The following is a 16478-nucleotide window of genomic DNA, read 5'->3' on the forward strand; positions in this document are numbered from 1 at the left end:
GGCGTGCTTCGCACCTCGTAGTGGTCATACCGTGGGCGGTTCGCCGGGCTGCTCGATGCCCGACAATGTCCACCACGCCTGTTGATGGTCGGCCTCGTCTTTGGGAATCCGGTCGACCTTGTACAACAGGAAATAGCGATGCCCTGCCGGCCGCATCACGGTGGCGAACGGCTCCTCCTGACCTGCCTCTACAGCCTTTCTGAGTTCGTCGCCATCGACCAGCTTCGCGCAGCTCGTCGTCGCGCGCACGTCCGCGATCGGCAGGAGACGATCGCCCAGCGCCAGTGCGAAGTCGCTCATGGGGACGTTGACCGGTCGCCCGTTGATGAGCAGCTCGTTCAGCTCTGCAATATCGATCCGCGCCGGGATGACTTCCGCGTTGAGGTTGGCAGCTCCGGGAGACTCGATTAGATACCCCTCCAAGACAGCACGGGCGACCCGCAGATCGATCCGCTCGCGTGCCGTGATCTCGGGAGGCATCTTGAACCTCTGATTGAGGTCCTCTTGGATCACCTGGAGGTCGTAGGCGGCCGACGCCAGGTCCGCCAGCCCGTTGTCGATCTCGTAGTCGCTGGTGAACGTGAAAGCGTGCCGCCCTTTGATGCTCACCTCGCAGCGATGCGCGCGATCGCTCAGAGCCGAGAGGAAGTTGATGCACCGCGAAGTCTCGTCTGGGTATAGATCTGCGAGTCGATAGCTCAGTTGCATCGGCCCTCCGGGCTCGCACGAGGTGATCGCTCCGACGTCGTTGACCGTGATAGCGAAGTCGACCTCTATCTCGATGCGTTCGAGAACCCGGAAAGCCATCGATCCACCGTCCGGACCGTTCGCCGCATGTTCGAGCACCGCGTCCTGGCTAGCGACTACCGCGCCCAACGAGTCGACGAACCTGAACTCGGCCTCGCAGGGCTCGGTCCGCGAGTGAGCCTCGATGACGACCTCCGCGTCGGCAACTTCGGTATTGAACAGAGGGTGGCTACTCCGAACCGCGACACGGGTCACCGCACGCGCCGGCACTCGGACCCGGCCCCGCGCACCGAACCCGAGCGACCGCATGAACGACGCTAGGTCGGCGTCATCAGCGTCAGACTTGAAGCCCAGCTCGACGGTCACAGGATCATCTGAGGCTGCTCCAGGATGCTTAGGTCGCAGGCCGTAGCCGATCGTGTTCTCCGTGACCGCCATGTCGACACCCCAATAGAGGCTGAGCGAGTTAGTGAGGTCCCGCAGATTCGACAGCCGATTGTTGAGGTCGTCCACGCCTCCCAGGATGGGAGCGGTTTCAAGTCGGTACTTCTCCACGAGGTCTTCGAGCTGGTCGCGCACGAGGTACCGGTAGACGTCCGGCATGCCAGCGATCATCGAGTCGAGATCGTCGGAGTCCCAGATCGTGATCCGCGGCCCGTCATCATCGGCCAGCCCGACGATGAACTTGCGCTCGCCGGGCGTCAGCGTCTTGGGAACCACGAGGATCCACTCGTATGGTGGAGGGGCAAGCTTCAGTGCGGATTGAAACGACTTCCTGATCTGCTTCTGCCGGGTCGACTTGCGATCTCCGCTGAAGCCATCGGCGAAGAACTTGATCTGGTAGACCCGCCGTCGATCGCCCTGGTCGACGGCAAGGACGTCGACCCCACCGTCGCCGCCGCGGCCGTCAGGGGAGTGGACGTGACCGATTCCCGCCCACCGGCGCTTGACCATTACTTGGACGATTCGTGAGAAGCCGTCCTCACCCAAGCCGACCCAGTCGACAGTACCTGTCGTCATCCGAACCCCTTCAGTCTCCGAACCCCTGAGGTCCCACATGGATGCTCACCTGTTCAACGATACGAGTGCCCTCCGACAACGACATCCTGGCCACGGCGCCATTCCGCACATTCCGCTGTCCGCAAGCCGGTCGGTCAGCGAGACACTCTCCGAGCGGCCGGCCGATGGCAGGCTGCCCAGGTCGCACAGTCTCGTAAGACCCGTCCGTTGATGGTCGCAATGAGGGTACCTCTAACGTACGATTGGGTCATGAAGATCGGCTATGCGCGCTGCTCCACCGACGAGCAGGACCTCACCGCCCAGATCGACGCCCTCACCAAGCTCGGCGTCGACGAGGCGCACCTCTACACCGACCCCGGCTACACCGGCACCAACCGCGACCGCCCCGGTCTGCGTGAGGCGTTGGCCGCGGCCAGCCGCCCCGGCGACGAGCTGGTGGTCACCAAGCTCGACCGCCTCGCCCGCAGCGTGCCCGACGCCCGCGACATCGTGAAGGGTCTGACCGAGAAGGGCGTGAAGCTCCGCATCGGCGAGAGCCTGCACGACCCCGACGACCCGACCGGCAGGCTGCTGTTCAACGCGCTGGCGATGGTCGCCGAGTTCGAGGCCGACCTGATCCGCGCCCGCACCCGCGAGGGCATGGCGGTGGCGAAGGCGAAGGGGCGACTGCAGGGCAAGAAGCCGAAGCTCCCGCCGAACCAGGAGCGCCGTCTCGTCGAGCTGTTCCACTCCGGCGAGCACACTGTCGGCGAGCTGGCCGAGGACTTCGGAGTCAGCCGGGCGACGGTTTACCGCGCGGTCGAGCGGGCCGGGGCATCCCGGTGATCGCCACCCTCTCTGTCGACCGGCTCCTAGCCGCTGCCGCGCGTGTCGGCGTCGACCTGGCCAAAACTGCGACCGACGGCAACCTTTACCTCTGGCACACCCCCGAGCAGGAAGTCGTCTATATCGGCAAGAGCGCCTCCGACAAACGGGTCGCCGACGAGCGCTCTTGGCGCGAACTGGACCCGTCGAGCCAGATCCTCTCGGGCATCGTGACGCTGCTCCGCGTCAACCGCGCCGAGTTGATGCCGCTGCTCTACGACCCCGACGGCTTCGACGCCTCCCGGTGGCGGGCGCTGATCGCCGCGCACCAGTGGGAAGGCTCGGCCATCGACGCGCTGCAGCGCGACCTGGCCAGCCGAGCGCTCACAGCCGTCGAGGTCGAGAAGCTGCTGATCCGCATCGGCGTCCGCTACGGCACGCCGCTGGGCAACGCCTGGGACGCCTCACAGTGGGAAGGGCCGATCGGCAAGACTCCCGACACTCTCGCTGCGATCGCGGTGCTCGCCGATCAAGGCTTCAATCCCTGAGCAGCCTAGCCCCTTCATCGGATTTCCCACTAATGCGACCACGAGCTTCCGCTACATCTACACGCGCCGCCACGGCTGCTCGGCGAGAGTATCGATGACCGCGCGCGGATCGCTGAATAGACGCGCAAGACCGATGAGCTTGGCGGGAAACGTGCTCGGGGCGGCGGCGAACCCTGCTTCGTCAAACTCGACGCACAATCGAGTCCGTCGGAGCGGTGGCAGCCGGTCGGCTGCCTCGTCTTGGAGCACCCCGGCTTCGGCCGCGAGAGGTGTCACCTGTTTGCGGTGGCGACGCAGCAGCCGTTCGAGTGGATCGTCGTCGTCCTCCGGCGGCTCCTCCACGGCGTGTTTCCCCGCTTCGGCAAGGAGACGCGCTGTGGCTACGCGCAGCTCAGAGTCGTCAGTGGTGACGACCAAGGGGATTGGTACCGACTGGACCCGCCAGACCGCATCGATCTCAATGGCTAGCGACACGTTAGACGGGTCCTCGTGGACGTTAACGTACCGGAACACGTTGACATCAGGGGCGCACTTCGCGCTTAGTTCTACGTCGCCCATGAGGCTGGGAAGCTCTGCGTGTATTCCCGGCTCGATGACGCAATCGGACCGGAGCTGAACTCGGTGGAGGTAGAACTGGCTTCCCGCGTCGCTCTGGTTGTCCATCCTGCGGAGCATGTTCTCGATGGCGGCCTCGTAGGTGCCGACGTGGAGCGCTTTGGCCTTCTGGCCTGCCACCCAGCGCTCAACCGTCCCAGGAGACAGCCCGCTCTCCTCCATCCGCTCTTTGGTGACGTCGGTCAGCTGCGCGGCGGGGTCGAAGTCCCGGTCTGGCCAGACGGCGTGCGTCGACGAGTGGTACCAGTACAGGCTACGGACCGTGCTGTCGTCGTAAACAGGGTCCTGTGGACGGACCCAGAAGTTCGGGCGGTGCTCACTGGTGCAGTCGGTCCCGCACTCCGGACAGGGCTCGTCGCCCGTGTCGAAGCGGTCGAGCCACTCGGCGCTGACCTCCCACTCATGAGAGCAGGTTCCGCAACGCATGTAGCGGAGGCGTTCGAAATTGACCGTCCGTTCGATCATCAGGGCAGTATTCCACGCGGGCCGTCAGCCTCCGCAATACTGACTCAACTGGCGGCGCAGCCGCCACGGAAGCCTTCTCGACACAGATCCACGAGGAGGTTCCACCATGCCCGCTCCACACGCGTCCCCAGTAACCACCACCGCTACCCGGTCCGGTGCCCGCGTCGTCGTCACTCGCACCGATGAGGTACGCGACGGCGTCGAGCCGATCGTCGCCGTAATGGTCGACGACGGCCAGATCATGGCCTTCACCCCGACGACCGCCGCCCACCTTTCCGGGATGCTCGCCCGCGCCGCGACGGACACGATCACGGTGCAGATCCTGGTCACGAACACGTACCCGGATGCGACCTTCACGCACATCCTCGACGTGACCGTTCCCGCCCACCGCGATGACGAAGAGCGCTTCGACTGGATGTTCGACCACTTGTGGGAGTACGTCGGCGAGGGACCTGAATACGCCAACACCCCCGCTGCATACGAAGTCGAGATCATCTCTGCGCCAAGCCCGTTCGAGCACTTGATCGGCCTGAAAGTCGACAGCTACGGATAGAGCGACGGCGAAGCCGTCGACGGCCGCTCCCTCGAATGATCACACCGAGGGAGGGGATCACCCATGACCGTGACCATCTGCGATCCGTGGGTCGAGCGCATGATAGCCGCCGGCCGGCTGGCTCCCGGCGCCCGCGGTCTCAGCCGCGCCGAGGCCGCTGACCAGTACAACGCCGCCAACGCGCTTACTCCCGACGATCACGACTACCTGTACTCGCCCGGTCAGGCGCAGGAGACCGCCCGCGACGCCCTGTCGATGGTCGGCATCGCGCTGCCTGCCGGCGCTCGCGTCGTCCTGACTGACCTCGTGGCTGGCCACTGCGGCCGCGCTTACCGGGCCAACGTCGGCCAGATCGAGGCCGCGGTCGAAGAACACCGTCTGACCACCGGCGAGACCATCAGCGCCGACGCCCTGATCGCGGCCCTGCCGTGGGACTGAGAGGAATCGCCATGACCATCGTCACCGCCACCACCAACACCCCCAGGGTCTGGGCGGGTTGTGAAAGCTGTTACGCCGCAGGCCGTCTCGTCGGCGTGTGGATCGACGCTGTCGATGCGGCGGACCTCACCGCAGCACAGATCCACGCCGGCTCCGGCGTGGACTGGAGCACCGAAGGCTGCGAGGAGTTCGTCTGCATGGACAACGACGGCCTGCCGGTGTCCGGCGAGCCTTCGTTGGCCGAGGCGGCCCGCTGGGGCGAGATCTACGAAGAGGTCGGCGACATCCAGTGGCCTGCGCTGTGCGCCTGGGTCCGCTCCGGCAGCTACATCGCCGTGAGAAGCACCGACTACCCGTCCGTCTCCGACTTCGAGGAGGCGTACGCCGGTTGCTGGGACAGCTTCCGCGAGTATGCCGAATCGCTGGCCGACGACATCGGTCTGCTCGTCGGCATGCCCGATTATCTCCAGGGCTACTTCGACTGGGAGTCGTGGACCCGCGACCTGGCCTTCGACCATGTCATCGAGCCCGACGGTCACGGCGGCAAATTCATCTTCAGGAGCCTGTGATGACCAACCTGACACCGCTCGACCTGGCCCTCGACCTCCTGCCCGAGGCGTGGCACGACGACATCGCCAACGACGCCGAATCCGAGGGCTACCGGGTCGGCTACACCGCCGCGGCCGGCGGACTGCGCACTGCGACGATCCGCCGGGTGCAGCGGATCGTCGCCGAGCGCGAGGGCGACGCGGATTGGGAGTCGATGGGTCACGGCCGGCAGCTCGACGAGGTGTTCCCGGACTACAACGGCATCGGAAGCTGGGATCTACTCGACGAGTTGGGGATCACCACGGTCTACGTCCCGACTGCCGACTGATTCCACGGGGACTGGCCGCTGCGCGAGTCGGCCTCCGTGGTCATCCGTCCATATGACGCGGGGCTTTGCAGAATCCTGTGATCTGCATCTCGATATTGACGCGACCTGCTACCCTCTTAATATGAATAGATAGGCCTCCGCGGGAGCGGTCTGTGCAGTTCAGGTGCCTATCTTCTGCCACAAACGCCTGATACCAATGAATGCGTCGCCCACGACGGGCGGCGCATTTTTCTTTGCTGTGTCCGAGTTCGCTTGCGACCAAAGGCGGATCATCGGCCAAGAGGGCAGGTAGCGTTAGCGCTACCTGTCGAGCTGGACGCAGATCTGAGGAGGGGAGCTGACATGCAGTACATGACAAGATGGGGCCGTGCCCATCGCCGACGACCGACTCACACCGCAGCAGCGGCGAGAGCGTGACGTGCGTCGGCAGGCACTTGCGGCGGTCCTGAAGGCCGCTCGCACAGAGCGTGGTTGGACCCAGGCACAGTTCGCCGAGCGCGCAGGTCTGTCCCGTCACGCCATCCTGCGTCTGGAAGCGGGTACCGCGACGATCTCCGTCGACGCGCTCTTCCAGATCGCTGCCGCCCTCGGAACCACGCCGAGCGCCCTGCTCAGCGCGGTCGAGGCCGATCCGGCGGCCGCCGAGACGCTCAAGCCGTAACCCGGCTCAGCACAGCTCACCCCCACAACGCCGACACCCTCGACGTCCGTCTTCGCCGTGCCTGGCAGATGTGAACGCACCACCTGAAACCACCACCTGAAACCACCACCTGAAACCACCACCGGGGAACCACCACCATGAAGAGCAAGATCATCACCACTCTGATCGCCGCGTTCGTCGCCGTCGCCGCTCTGGCCGGCAGCACCGCGATCGCGCCCGAGGCCTCTGCCCGCGTCGCGTCGGGCACCTACTCGTACACGATCACCACATTCGGCGTTCAGTCGAAGAATCACGCCGTCATCCGCGGGAACGTTGTCTCAGTCCGCCCGCCCGCCGGTGGCGTCCAGCGGTACCGGCTTCATCAGACCAAGTCCGGCGCGTACTACGACGTCATGGGCACGCGCTATGTGCTGCGAAAGCAGCGCGGCGGCGTCTACTCGGGTCCGACTCACTGGGGTCCTGCCGTCATCGGGCACTCGACACTCGTTCCGCGCCGCTGACCACACCCGCCGATCTTGAAGGAGCTTCCCGTGTCTGACCTCGACCTCTACCTCATTCACAACCTCGACCGGAGCGCGCCCAGCCAGGCGCTCGCCGCGCAGTTGACCGCGCAGCTCAACGGTGCCACCGATCCAGTTCAGCGCCAGCGACTCGACACCGCACGCGCGATCCTCGGAGACCCGCAGCGTCGGCAGGTCTACGACGCCCAGCTCAGCGACCCTGCCGCACCGCCTATCACCGAGCAGACCCTCGCGGCCCTAGCTGGCAGCCCCGCGCCTGTGGTGCAGGCCAAGCCTGCTCCGTTCGCGCGGCCGCGTGTCCTGGCTGCACTCGCAGCCTTCCTCGGAGTGCTCCTAATCGTCGTGATCTCTGCCGTCGCGTGCAGTGGGAGCGACGATGACAGCGACAGCAGTCGCAACGCTACGCCCGGCACGACATCCACCCTGACGACGGAGCAGAAGAAGGCTGCGGTGGTCTACAACGCCGAGTATCGGTACGAGGACGCATCATTCGTCCCGAGCGCTGCGATGCGGATCGACGAGGTGCTCGATCTGGAAACGACCGCTCGTAAGCTCGGGTTCGACGGCGCCGATTTCGGGTTGCGAGACAGCAGCCACATCAGTCTCAACCGCGTCACCGAGAGTGGCAACATCGAGTTGGCCTGGTGTGATCCGAGCTTCGCTGGCGCGAAGAACATACGATGCTTCGTCGTCACCATCACCCCGGAACTCAAGGTGCTGAACGACACCTCGTTCCCCGAGGCCGAATTGAGCGCGCACAAGTCCAAGGGGAACACTGTCAGCGATAAGTATGCGTACGTTCGAGTTACCAGCGGAGACCGGTTGCCTACCAAGGCCATCACGGTCAAGGGCGGCTACACGAAAGCCGAAGCCCTGTCGCTCGTGGCCGGTGCGAGCGACGACGTCGCATACTTCGTAGTGCCAGGCGCATTGAAGGTGTACAAGGCGACAGTGGTCTGGGCCGACTGACCCGCCCCCACGCACAGCACAGAACCCCCTCACCCGAATCGGGTGAGGGGGTTCTTCTTTATGCGGTCGGACGACTACTCGGCCGAGCCGTAGACCTCGTCACCGCAGGTCACGAGCTTCACGACGGGACCTCCACCGGCGACGTCGTAGCTGCCGTCACCGGCCTGGGTCAGAGTCACCCGCTGGCCGAGGACGGTGGCGGTGCCGCCGGTGGCGGTCGGCGTCAACCGGTGCGAGCGCCCCAGCACGCTAATGCTGTTGCCCTCGACGCTCACCGGCAGCGCGATGTATCCGGTGATCGCGTCGGCGTGCTTGATCGCGGTGTTGCCCCAGTAGCAGCCGTCGGCAACGCCTGCTGCGGTGTCGGCGCTGGCCGTGCCGACACCGACGATGCCGGCGGCGATCGCGGCGGCGCCCAGAGCAGCGGCAGTGAGGGCGAGGGTGTTCTTCATGGTGATGACCTCCTGGTCGAGTGATGTGCGTATGTGTGATTGCGAGTTCGTGGCTGTCGACGCTGTGAAGGGAGCAGTTCTGGGCCTCACCTGCCCTTCTCGGTGGTCGTGGTCGCCGTGGTCGTTTCCTCGGCGTCGCCCGCCTCGGACTCCTGCGCCGGGGCGTACTCGAGGACGGAGCGAGCGAGCTGATCGCCCATGACCAACCAGACGACCTCAGCGATCGCACCGTCAGGTTTGAGCGAATCCACGACGACCTGGCCGTCGCGCATGCCGCGGGCCGCCTCGGGGACGTCGTCGCCGGTGACCGCGTACACACCGCCCTTGACCGTCTTGCAGGCCGTCGCGGCGTCGACGTCCTCGCCAGTGCCCTGCTCCTCGCCCAGGACGCGTGCGCCCCTGTCGTCAGTGGAGGCGCTGACCTTCCACCAGCCGGCCTTCTTGCGACCTGTGCGCTCGTCCTTCGTCGCCTCCTCCTGGACGTAAACGCCGAGGTCGCCGGTCGACTGCTGGAGGATCGTCACGCGATCGGCTGCACGGTCTCCCAAGCCCTCCACCCGCTCGGCGTAGCCGGGCGGCAGCGCGGTGACGCTGGTGACCTTGAGCTGCATCTTCGGCTTGTCGCCGCCACCCTTGCCATACGAAGCCGCCGCGACCTGACGGCCGTCGCAGGCGTCGATGTCGGCGCGGGCCTCGTCCTTGAGCTCCTCGGTCTTCTTGGTCGCGGCGGCCTTGACCTGCTCGACGCTGTCCTGGTTGCCCAGCTGCGACAGTGCGTACGCCGCACCGCCGCCGAGCAGGAGCACCGCCGCGGCCACGCCGGCCAGCAGCGCCTTCGGCACCTTGGCGGCGGGCCCGGCAGCGGCAGTGGGTGCGCTCACGGGCTCGCTGGTCGGAACCACCGGCTCAGCTGCCGCGGGGGTGTCCTCGACGACCTCCTCGAACTCCTCGTCGACGAACTCGACGTCGTCGCCCAGCTCGCTCGGATCGATCGGGTCGCCGTTCTCGTCGACGTATTCGTACTGATCAGACATCGTTGGTGCTCTCCTTCTTGACGACGCGACGGACAACGACGCGCTTGGGGGTCGGGGCGGGCTCGGCCGCCGGTGCGGGTGCCGGTTGCGGAGTGACGGGTGCCGCTGGGGCCGGCGTTGTGGCCGGTGGCGTGGTCACGACGCCCTTGCGGCGCATGCCGGCGATCATGTTCGGCAGCAAGCTCGGGAAGACCACGATGGCTCCGACCATCGCGGCCGTTCCGCCCGCGATGTACACATTTTGAAATGCGCCGAGAGCGGCCGCGATGCCCGCTCGCATCACCAGGAAGGCCACGGCGTAACCCGCCGCGATCGCCGCCATGGCCGGCATCGAGGTGCCAGCGAGCCACTGCCTGTACTCCGCGCCGATCTGCGCGATGGTGGACTTCGTGGTCTTGAACCCGTCGCCACCGTTTCCGCTGGGCAGGGCCACCAGACCACGCGAGTACATGAGCTTGATCATCATGACGATCATCATCGTGAGACCCGATGCCGCCATCTCGGCGTTCGGCCCCTGGGCGACCTTCCACGCGATGACTCCCGCGCCGCCGAACAGCAGGATGGTCGAGACGATCCTGAGGATTTCGCCCGTGCCCGTCTGGACGTGGACGTTGACGTTCGGTGTGCTCACCGCTCTTCTCCTTCGTTGATGTTGTGGTCGGCCGTCACTCGCTGTGCGGCCGCAGCGGCGGCGACTGCCGCCCTCTCGGTCTTGATCTCGGCCAGGGCCCTGCCGATCGGTCCCGCATGCCGGTCGAGTGCGGCCCTGACCACCGTCAGAACCAAGAACCCGGCCACGGTGGCGACCACCAGCGCGGTCCACAGGAGGACCTCGCCGCGGCCGTCAGGAGTCCAGGCGAGCACCGCGATGACGGCTGCTGTCCCCAGTGCCGCCGTGCCGGCCGTCCGGCAGGCCCGCTGAGCTGCGTAGATGGTCACAGGTAGTCCCTCTCGTCGTCGTAGTGGTCGTAGTCGTTGAAGTCGTCGTCGGGCAGATCTGGCGGGGGCGGCAGTTCGTCCGGGTCCAACTCGCCCATGTCGACCGGCTCCTGCTCCTGCGGTTGCGCCAGGCGCACCCGCCGAACGACCCGCTTCACTTGCGGCTTCTGCTCGGCGTCGACAGCCTCGACCTGCGCGTCCTTCTCGGCGATCGAGAGCGCCACCTTTTCCTCGTCCGGGGTGACCCGGAAACTGCCGTCGGCGTTCTTTTCCGGCTTGCTCACCGCGTTCTTCGGCACTCCGGCCCAGCCCCACGCCCAGATCAGATACGCGGTCACTGCGGGGAACAGGACGATCTGCCAGACGAGCCAATCGAGCTTCGAGTACACGACCTGCACGATGGGCAGATGCGGCAGCAGATGGACCTGCGCGCCCACCGGCAGGACGCCGAGAGGGATCAGCACCAGCAGCACCGCGGTGATCGCGACGCCTGGCCACGCCGGCAGCCTGCCGACCCGCGGCGCCGCGAAGTGCTCCAGGGCCTTGTAGACGCCCCATCCGAGCAGCACCGCCGGTCCGACCAGAACGAGTCCGGCGCACGCGCCCAGGCCCACGAACAGGCCGCGGGCGAGGCTCTCGGTGTCGTCGTCCTTGCTGGTCAGACGCCGCCACAGCGACGGCGTGACCTCGTCGTGCAGGGCGCTCCCGGCCACGCCCGTGCCCGCCCGCTGACCGCGGCGGGCCTTGCGTGCCAGCACCTCGGCGCGGCGGCGTCGGCTGGTCCCCGGGCGCGAGTGCGCCAGCAAGTGCGCCGATCGCTCCCGCTCCCAGAGATACGTGGTGGTGGACATGGTCAGTTGCTCTCCCCGGCGAGGCAGTCGTCGAGAGCGGAGACGCTGCCCAGTGGCAGGCACTGCTCGATCTGCTGGCGCTGCTCCTTCGCCACCTGACCGGTGCCGAGGCTGCCGCCCGCGAGCCAGCCGGCGACGAAGATGGCCGACGCGCCCAAGAAGGACGCCAGGCCCTTGACTCCGATGCGGCCCATACGAGCCTCCTTACGTCCGTTCGATACCCCCATCGGGTAGCGATCCTTGTGGCCGTTACCATACCCCGGTAGGGTATGCCAAACAAGGCCTGACCTGCAGGAACGGAAGGAAAGTTACATGTCTGCGAAACTCGATACCCGGCAGTTGGTGCCCCTGACCAGCGAGGAACTCGACGCTCTGCGGGAGGCTGCGAAAGTTGCAGAAATTACTCCCGGGCTGTACTCGCGCGCCCTCCTGGGGCACGCCATGGCTCTCGCCGCAGCCGGTGATCCGGCGATCGACGACGCCGTCGCCGCCGAGAAGGACGCTGCCGGTGCCCGGATCACCGCCGGCGCCCGCGCCGCCGTCGCCCAGCGGTGGAACCGATGAGCGCGCCGGTGCGCAAGGTCGTGCGCCGCGTGGTCAAGAAGGAGAGTGGAGCCGCGCCGCGACCGGCCGCCACCGACACCCCCTATGCCGGCGTCATCGACCTCGCCCCGGGAGGCATCGTCACCGACCGCGACAACCGCGGCTTGGGTGACGGCGATGTCGCGAGAGTCGGACCCCACCTGATGATCGCCGGCGGAACCGGCGAGGGTAAGAGCCGGCGCGTCCTGATTCCCAACATCCTCCGCTGGGGCCGTCGACCGGTCATCTCGCTCTCCTCCAAGGGTGACGTCGCCGAAGTCACGATCGGCAAGCGCCGCCAGTACGGCGAGGTCTACCTGTTGGACCTGTCTGGGGAGGTGCGTGAGAGCGAACTGCAGGGCGTCGACGTTACGCGCGTGAAGGTCGATCCGTGCGCCCTGATCAGCACCGACGACGAGGCCTTGAAGATGGCCGACCTGCTGCAGGAGATCTCATCCCCAGGCGAGGGCGATGCCAAGTTCTGGAAGAACCTCAGTCGGCGCAGGTTGGCGTGCTTCCTGCGCGCCGGCGGGTGGTACCCGCATCCGAGCACCGGAGAGCCCACCTGGGGCGGAGGCGTCGCCTGGGCCGTCGACGCCTGCGAGGACACCGGCGGTGAGAGCGTGCCTTCGCTCGACGACGAGAACGTCGACGTGAGCTCGCCGAACTGGGATTCCGCCTACCTGCGGGTCCTGCTCCAGGGCAGCAAGCACGCGAAGTCTTTGCTCAGCGCCAAGTCGATGGACCCCAAGCAGCGGGACTCGATCGGCATGAACTCGCAGGACGCGCTTAACCAGTGGGCTATGAGCAACGTCGCCGGGGCTGCCAGCGACAAGGCGTTCCGCCCCGACATGCTCACCGGCGGCGCCACTCTGTACATCGTCGCGCCGATGGAAGGCGCCGCCTCGGCGGTGGCGTCCCTGCTGGTCAAGGTCGTGGATTACTGGCGCCTGCGAGTCGGTGACCTTCCGCCGATCCTCTTCGTCCTCGACGAGTTCACCAACGGCACCAAACTGCCTGCTCAGCGAGTCATCGGCTGGGTGGGTGAGGGCCGGGGCCTCGGCATCCGGCTGGTACTGGCTCTGCAGGACTCCTCGCAGCTCGAAGAACTGTGGGGACAGGCCGCGGCCAAGGTCATGCGCAAGATCGTGCCAGCGTTCCTGGTCATGCCGGGCGCGGACGAGGACGAGGCGCTGGGCGCGGCGGCACGCATGATGCCCGTCGAAGAACGCGTGACCGCGAACGTCGGCGCGGACGGGCGGGTTTCCCAGGGCCGGGAACGGATGGAGGCCGACGCCGCCTCGCTGGCCCCTGTCGAGAAGGGCGAGGCCCGGCTGCTGATCCGTGGGCGAGCCGGCGTGAAGGTGTCGCTGCCCGACGTGGCGCAGACCGACTTGCTCGACTGACCGACCAGCGCCTACGAGCGCGGCAGAAAGCCCCCGGTGCGTTGCACCGGGGGCTTCTTCGTGCCGATCACTGGGCTTAGAGCGCCATGCCGGCCGCTCGCACCTGCTGGCGCCCGTCGAGCGCCTTCTGGACCCGCTGCAGGTCCTTGCCGCCCTGCGCGACGCGCTCGCGCGCCTCTTGCGGGCTGAGCCGCGAACCGGCCGGCGGGCGGCCGTTCTGCTCGGCGGCCTTCTTGTCCTGCTCGCCGCGGTCCTCGCCCGCCGCCTGCTCGCGCAGGCGGCCCTCGTGCTTGCGCACCGCGTTGCGCTGGGTCTTGGCCTTGCGCGCCTCGGCCGAGGTCGCCGCCGCCTTGCCGTGGCGCTTCTCCACCTCGGCATCGCCGCCGGCGGCCAGATCCCGGCGGATCTCGGCGACCTTGTCGGTATCGAGTCCCTTGCCCTGGCCCGGCGCCGAGGCCTGGGCCTCGTCCATCGCCCGCCGTCGGCGCTGCACGCCGTCGGCTGCTTGTTCTCGCTGCTCTCGCGCCCGCTGCTCGGGCGTCAACTGCTCTGCCATCGTTCACTCCTGTCTGTGCTGTCTGATCAGTCGTTCCATCGGGTGTGGCCGTACACTCCGTCTTCATTGCAGGCGTCCACCAGCTCGGCGTAGTGCGTGCGGCAGGCGTACCGCTGTGCCCAGAACGGCACGCTGCCCACCCGTTGGTACCAGTGCAGCGTGGCCTCCGCGCGGTTCGCGCACCGGTCGCACTGGTGCGTGTTCCGCGACGCGTCGAGCCGCTCGCCGAGCGCGGGCGCCGGGACCATGCCCGGCATGTCCATCGTCATCTCATTCACCTCCCCATGCCGTCGTTGCTCTGCGACCGCGAACGCTCCGCCGAAGCGTTGGCCTTGGCCAGGTCCTTCTGCCCTCCGCGCGCAATGCCGCGGACCTTCTCGGCCCGCATGCCGACCGTCTCGGTCGGCATGGGGCCCTTCTTGCCCGCCCTGCGCTGGTCCCACAGAGCGGCGGCCTGCCGATCAATCACCGCGCTGGCCGGCTCGATGACTGCCTTGCCCGTCGTCGGGTCCGTCCGATAGGCGCCCTTCTCGATCGCCACGACGCGGACGCGCTCAGCCGCGTCGTGGCGAATGGCCTGCATCTCCTGGACGGCGACCTTCGGGTCATACTCCGGCAGCTCGGCCAGACGCTTCTCGGCTTCCTCGCGGGCGACCCGGGCGGCCCGCTCGTCGCGGCGCGCTTGCTCTGCGGCCTCCTGGGCCTCCTCGCGGATCTTTGCCGACTCGGCCTCTCCGGCGGCCCGGCCCTCGGCACGCGCTGTCGCTCGCAGAGAGGGGGCCTCGACCTCCTCGAACTCGACGGCCGCTCGCATGGTGCCGCGGGCGAGTCCCTTCTCGTATCCCTCGCTCTCGGCCTTCTTACGCAACTGCTCCACCTCGGCTCGCCGAGCGGCGAGGTCCTTCTCAACCTCGCGTTCGTGCGCCTGGACTTCACTAACGACGTCGCCAAACACATCGATTTCCAGCGCTTGGGCCTTTTCGTGCAGCGCCTGGCGCTCCTCGACGAGTCCCGCGGCGACCAGTCCCAGGTCGGCCTCTGCCTCCTCGACGATCGCCGCCTGCGCGGCCGTCTCGGTCCGCAGATCCTGGACCTCCTGGTAGTCGGGGAGTACCAAGCGCCGGTCATGCCGCACCGCGTCGCGCTCAGCCTCGATGTCGAAGCCGGCGTCGATCATGTGCGACTTCAACTCGCAGTGGTATCGCTCCATCTTCCGCCGGGCGCCCTCGCCGACCATGATCGGCGAGCCGTCGGCCGCAACCATCGGGTTGCCCGTCTTGCTGACCTTTTGCACCTTGCGATCGCTACGGTGTCGGCCGAACGCACGGGAGAATCCGTTGCGCAGTGCATCGGGCTCCTTGCCCCGCGGATCCTTCTCGTAGGTGTCCACGAGGAGCTGCACATGCGGCCTCGACTCATCAAGATTGATCGACCCACCGTGGATCGCGTCATGACCACCGGGCAAGATGTTCGTCGCCTGAAAATCGATGAACTCAGAGAAATACCGCCGCATTTCCGCTTCATCCTTCGCGCGATAACGCGGCAGAGTTACGAGCGGACGTCCGTCTTTGCCGTCCTTCGGCAACCCCGTTGTTGTGTCGAGAGGGTGGTAGGTGGTCCCGTCCGGCTCGCACATGCTCATCGGCAGGTGCCCGACGACCGTCACCGCATGGCGCTCGCCGTCTTTGATCTCGCGGGTCACCCGAGCGCGCCGCGCGGTCCCGTATGCCAGCACCTCGTCGATCGATGCGGCGTCGCGGTAGCCGCCCTCGCCGTCGTTGACGAAGTCGATGTTTCGGTGCGTCATTGCGGTGTTGATCGCCGGATTCTGCGCCGCGTAGTACGCGACTGCACCATTGCCGGCCGTCTTACGCATCGACTCTTCCAACGTGTGCTTGCGCCGCTGCACGTCCGCTTCGGGTGCGACCGACTGCATCTCACGCACGTCGAGGCTCGCCCGACTCGCGGTGTCTGTTGCCATTGTCCTTTCCGATGATCCGTCGTCCAGCGCGGCGGGGCCCTCGCTTCGCTCCCGCCACACCGGCCGACGGATCACACAGTGTCGGAACGAGGTCGGAACGTGGAGCGTAGCGGGGCCCTGCCACCCACTACGCTCCATTCTATACCCCAGGGGGGTATGCAACTATTGTTTCCGACCTCGTTCCGAGACTGTGTCCTAGGCCCCATAGGACAGTTCACTCGCTGCGCTCGTCCGGCTGCGCCGGCTGTCCTGTCTACTGCCCTGCGGGCAGGTCTGGATTGGGGCCCCTGCGGGGCTGACCCGGGCGTGGGCGCCCCGTAAGGCCGCCTCGACGACCCGGCCCTATTCGGGCCGGCCCGCCGTCGGCTCCAGCCAGGGACCGCCGAGGCGGCGACGGTCCGTCACGACCGCCGAGGCGGCCTCTGGCGCCGGGTCGGCGCGTCCCCGGCCCTGCGGGCC

22 protein-coding genes are annotated in these 16478 nt (G+C 67.1%); 11 read left to right on the forward strand and 11 right to left on the reverse strand.

The window, feature by feature from the left end:
- Positions 1 to 24: 24 nt before the first annotated feature.
- Complete coding sequence (locus ACJMNC_RS13490; RefSeq protein WP_408948471.1) at positions 25 to 1767, reverse strand: hypothetical protein; 1743 nt, start codon at positions 1765 to 1767, stop codon at positions 25 to 27.
- A 249-nt stretch (positions 1768 to 2016) separates the two neighbouring features.
- On the opposite strand from ACJMNC_RS13490, the gene ACJMNC_RS13495 reads away from it, so the two are divergent.
- The gene (locus ACJMNC_RS13495) at positions 2017 to 2592 is read left to right on the forward strand and encodes a recombinase family protein (RefSeq protein WP_408948472.1); all 576 of its coding nucleotides are present in this window, start codon (positions 2017 to 2019) and stop codon (positions 2590 to 2592) included.
- The gene (locus tag ACJMNC_RS13500; protein WP_408948473.1) at positions 2589 to 3119 is read left to right on the forward strand and encodes a hypothetical protein; all 531 of its coding nucleotides are present in this window, start codon (positions 2589 to 2591) and stop codon (positions 3117 to 3119) included. The genes ACJMNC_RS13495 and ACJMNC_RS13500 overlap by 4 nt, the downstream gene beginning before the upstream one ends.
- 57 nt (positions 3120 to 3176) lie before the next feature.
- Here the strand turns inward: ACJMNC_RS13500 and ACJMNC_RS13505 are convergent, their stop codons facing one another.
- Entirely contained in the window at positions 3177 to 4199 is a 1023-nt protein-coding gene (locus ACJMNC_RS13505; RefSeq protein WP_408948474.1) for a hypothetical protein, read from the reverse strand.
- Positions 4200 to 4305: 106 nt separating this feature from the next.
- Between ACJMNC_RS13505 and ACJMNC_RS13510 the strand changes: the two genes are divergently transcribed.
- The 7 genes from ACJMNC_RS13510 (at position 4306) to ACJMNC_RS13540 (ending at position 8218) form a co-directional block, all read left to right on the forward strand.
- Positions 4306 to 4752, forward strand: coding sequence for a hypothetical protein (locus ACJMNC_RS13510; protein ID WP_408948475.1), 447 nt, complete (start codon positions 4306 to 4308; stop codon positions 4750 to 4752).
- A 63-nt stretch (positions 4753 to 4815) separates the two neighbouring features.
- On the forward strand, positions 4816 to 5190 hold the full coding sequence (locus ACJMNC_RS13515; RefSeq protein WP_408948476.1) for a hypothetical protein: 375 nt from the start codon (positions 4816 to 4818) through the stop codon (positions 5188 to 5190).
- Between the two features lie 11 nt (positions 5191 to 5201).
- The gene (locus tag ACJMNC_RS13520) at positions 5202 to 5759 is read left to right on the forward strand and encodes an antirestriction protein ArdA (RefSeq protein WP_408948477.1); all 558 of its coding nucleotides are present in this window, start codon (positions 5202 to 5204) and stop codon (positions 5757 to 5759) included.
- Positions 5759 to 6067: a hypothetical protein gene (locus ACJMNC_RS13525; protein ID WP_408948478.1), complete on the forward strand. Its 309-nt coding sequence runs from the start codon at positions 5759 to 5761 to the stop codon at positions 6065 to 6067. The genes ACJMNC_RS13520 and ACJMNC_RS13525 overlap by 1 nt, the downstream gene beginning before the upstream one ends.
- Before the next feature lie 367 nt (positions 6068 to 6434).
- The gene (locus ACJMNC_RS13530; protein WP_408948479.1) at positions 6435 to 6728 is read left to right on the forward strand and encodes a helix-turn-helix domain-containing protein; all 294 of its coding nucleotides are present in this window, start codon (positions 6435 to 6437) and stop codon (positions 6726 to 6728) included.
- Positions 6729 to 6865: 137 nt separating this feature from the next.
- Complete coding sequence (locus ACJMNC_RS13535; protein WP_408948480.1) at positions 6866 to 7228, forward strand: hypothetical protein; 363 nt, start codon at positions 6866 to 6868, stop codon at positions 7226 to 7228.
- Positions 7229 to 7258: 30 nt separating this feature from the next.
- The gene (locus ACJMNC_RS13540) at positions 7259 to 8218 is read left to right on the forward strand and encodes a hypothetical protein (RefSeq protein ID WP_408948481.1); all 960 of its coding nucleotides are present in this window, start codon (positions 7259 to 7261) and stop codon (positions 8216 to 8218) included.
- A 74-nt stretch (positions 8219 to 8292) separates the two neighbouring features.
- Here ACJMNC_RS13540 and ACJMNC_RS13545 read toward each other — a convergent pair whose 3' ends face one another.
- From ACJMNC_RS13545 to ACJMNC_RS13570, 6 genes are all read right to left on the reverse strand, one after another.
- Positions 8293 to 8670 carry a hypothetical protein gene (locus tag ACJMNC_RS13545; protein ID WP_408948482.1) on the reverse strand — a complete coding sequence of 126 codons (378 nt, stop codon included), beginning with the start codon at positions 8668 to 8670 and terminating at the stop codon, positions 8293 to 8295.
- Positions 8671 to 8756: 86 nt separating this feature from the next.
- Positions 8757 to 9704, reverse strand: a complete 948-nt coding sequence (locus ACJMNC_RS13550) for a hypothetical protein (protein ID WP_408948483.1) — start codon at positions 9702 to 9704, stop codon at positions 8757 to 8759.
- A complete protein-coding gene (locus ACJMNC_RS13555) occupies positions 9697 to 10335 on the reverse strand; it encodes a hypothetical protein (RefSeq protein WP_408948484.1) in 639 nt (212 codons plus the stop codon). The genes ACJMNC_RS13550 and ACJMNC_RS13555 overlap by 8 nt, the downstream gene beginning before the upstream one ends.
- Positions 10332 to 10643 carry a hypothetical protein gene (locus tag ACJMNC_RS13560; protein WP_408948485.1) on the reverse strand — a complete coding sequence of 104 codons (312 nt, stop codon included), beginning with the start codon at positions 10641 to 10643 and terminating at the stop codon, positions 10332 to 10334. The genes ACJMNC_RS13555 and ACJMNC_RS13560 overlap by 4 nt, the downstream gene beginning before the upstream one ends.
- On the reverse strand, positions 10640 to 11494 hold the full coding sequence (locus ACJMNC_RS13565; RefSeq protein ID WP_408948486.1) for a hypothetical protein: 855 nt from the start codon (positions 11492 to 11494) through the stop codon (positions 10640 to 10642). Before ACJMNC_RS13565 ends, ACJMNC_RS13560 begins: the two co-directional genes overlap by 4 nt.
- Positions 11495 to 11496: 2 nt before the next feature.
- Positions 11497 to 11688, reverse strand: coding sequence for a hypothetical protein (locus tag ACJMNC_RS13570; RefSeq protein WP_408948487.1), 192 nt, complete (start codon positions 11686 to 11688; stop codon positions 11497 to 11499).
- A gap of 118 nt (positions 11689 to 11806) precedes the next feature.
- On the opposite strand from ACJMNC_RS13570, the gene ACJMNC_RS13575 reads away from it, so the two are divergent.
- Positions 11807 to 12058: a hypothetical protein gene (locus ACJMNC_RS13575; RefSeq protein ID WP_408948488.1), complete on the forward strand. Its 252-nt coding sequence runs from the start codon at positions 11807 to 11809 to the stop codon at positions 12056 to 12058.
- Positions 12055 to 13482: a type IV secretory system conjugative DNA transfer family protein gene (locus tag ACJMNC_RS13580; protein ID WP_408948489.1), complete on the forward strand. Its 1428-nt coding sequence runs from the start codon at positions 12055 to 12057 to the stop codon at positions 13480 to 13482. The genes ACJMNC_RS13575 and ACJMNC_RS13580 overlap by 4 nt, the downstream gene beginning before the upstream one ends.
- Before the next feature lie 76 nt (positions 13483 to 13558).
- Here the strand turns inward: ACJMNC_RS13580 and ACJMNC_RS13585 are convergent, their stop codons facing one another.
- The 3 genes from ACJMNC_RS13585 to ACJMNC_RS13595 are packed head-to-tail and all read right to left on the reverse strand — an operon-like array spanning position 13559 to position 16019.
- Positions 13559 to 14038 carry a hypothetical protein gene (locus ACJMNC_RS13585; protein ID WP_408948490.1) on the reverse strand — a complete coding sequence of 160 codons (480 nt, stop codon included), beginning with the start codon at positions 14036 to 14038 and terminating at the stop codon, positions 13559 to 13561.
- 26 nt (positions 14039 to 14064) lie between these two features.
- The gene (locus ACJMNC_RS13590; protein WP_408948491.1) at positions 14065 to 14307 is read right to left on the reverse strand and encodes a hypothetical protein; all 243 of its coding nucleotides are present in this window, start codon (positions 14305 to 14307) and stop codon (positions 14065 to 14067) included.
- A gap of 5 nt (positions 14308 to 14312) precedes the next feature.
- On the reverse strand, positions 14313 to 16019 hold the full coding sequence (locus tag ACJMNC_RS13595; protein ID WP_408948492.1) for a hypothetical protein: 1707 nt from the start codon (positions 16017 to 16019) through the stop codon (positions 14313 to 14315).
- Positions 16020 to 16478 lie beyond the last annotated feature (459 nt).

The sequence above is a fragment of the Gordonia sp. VNK21 genome, from assembly GCF_046098115.1.
In the GTDB taxonomy this organism is placed as follows: Bacteria; Actinomycetota; Actinomycetes; order Mycobacteriales; family Mycobacteriaceae; genus Gordonia.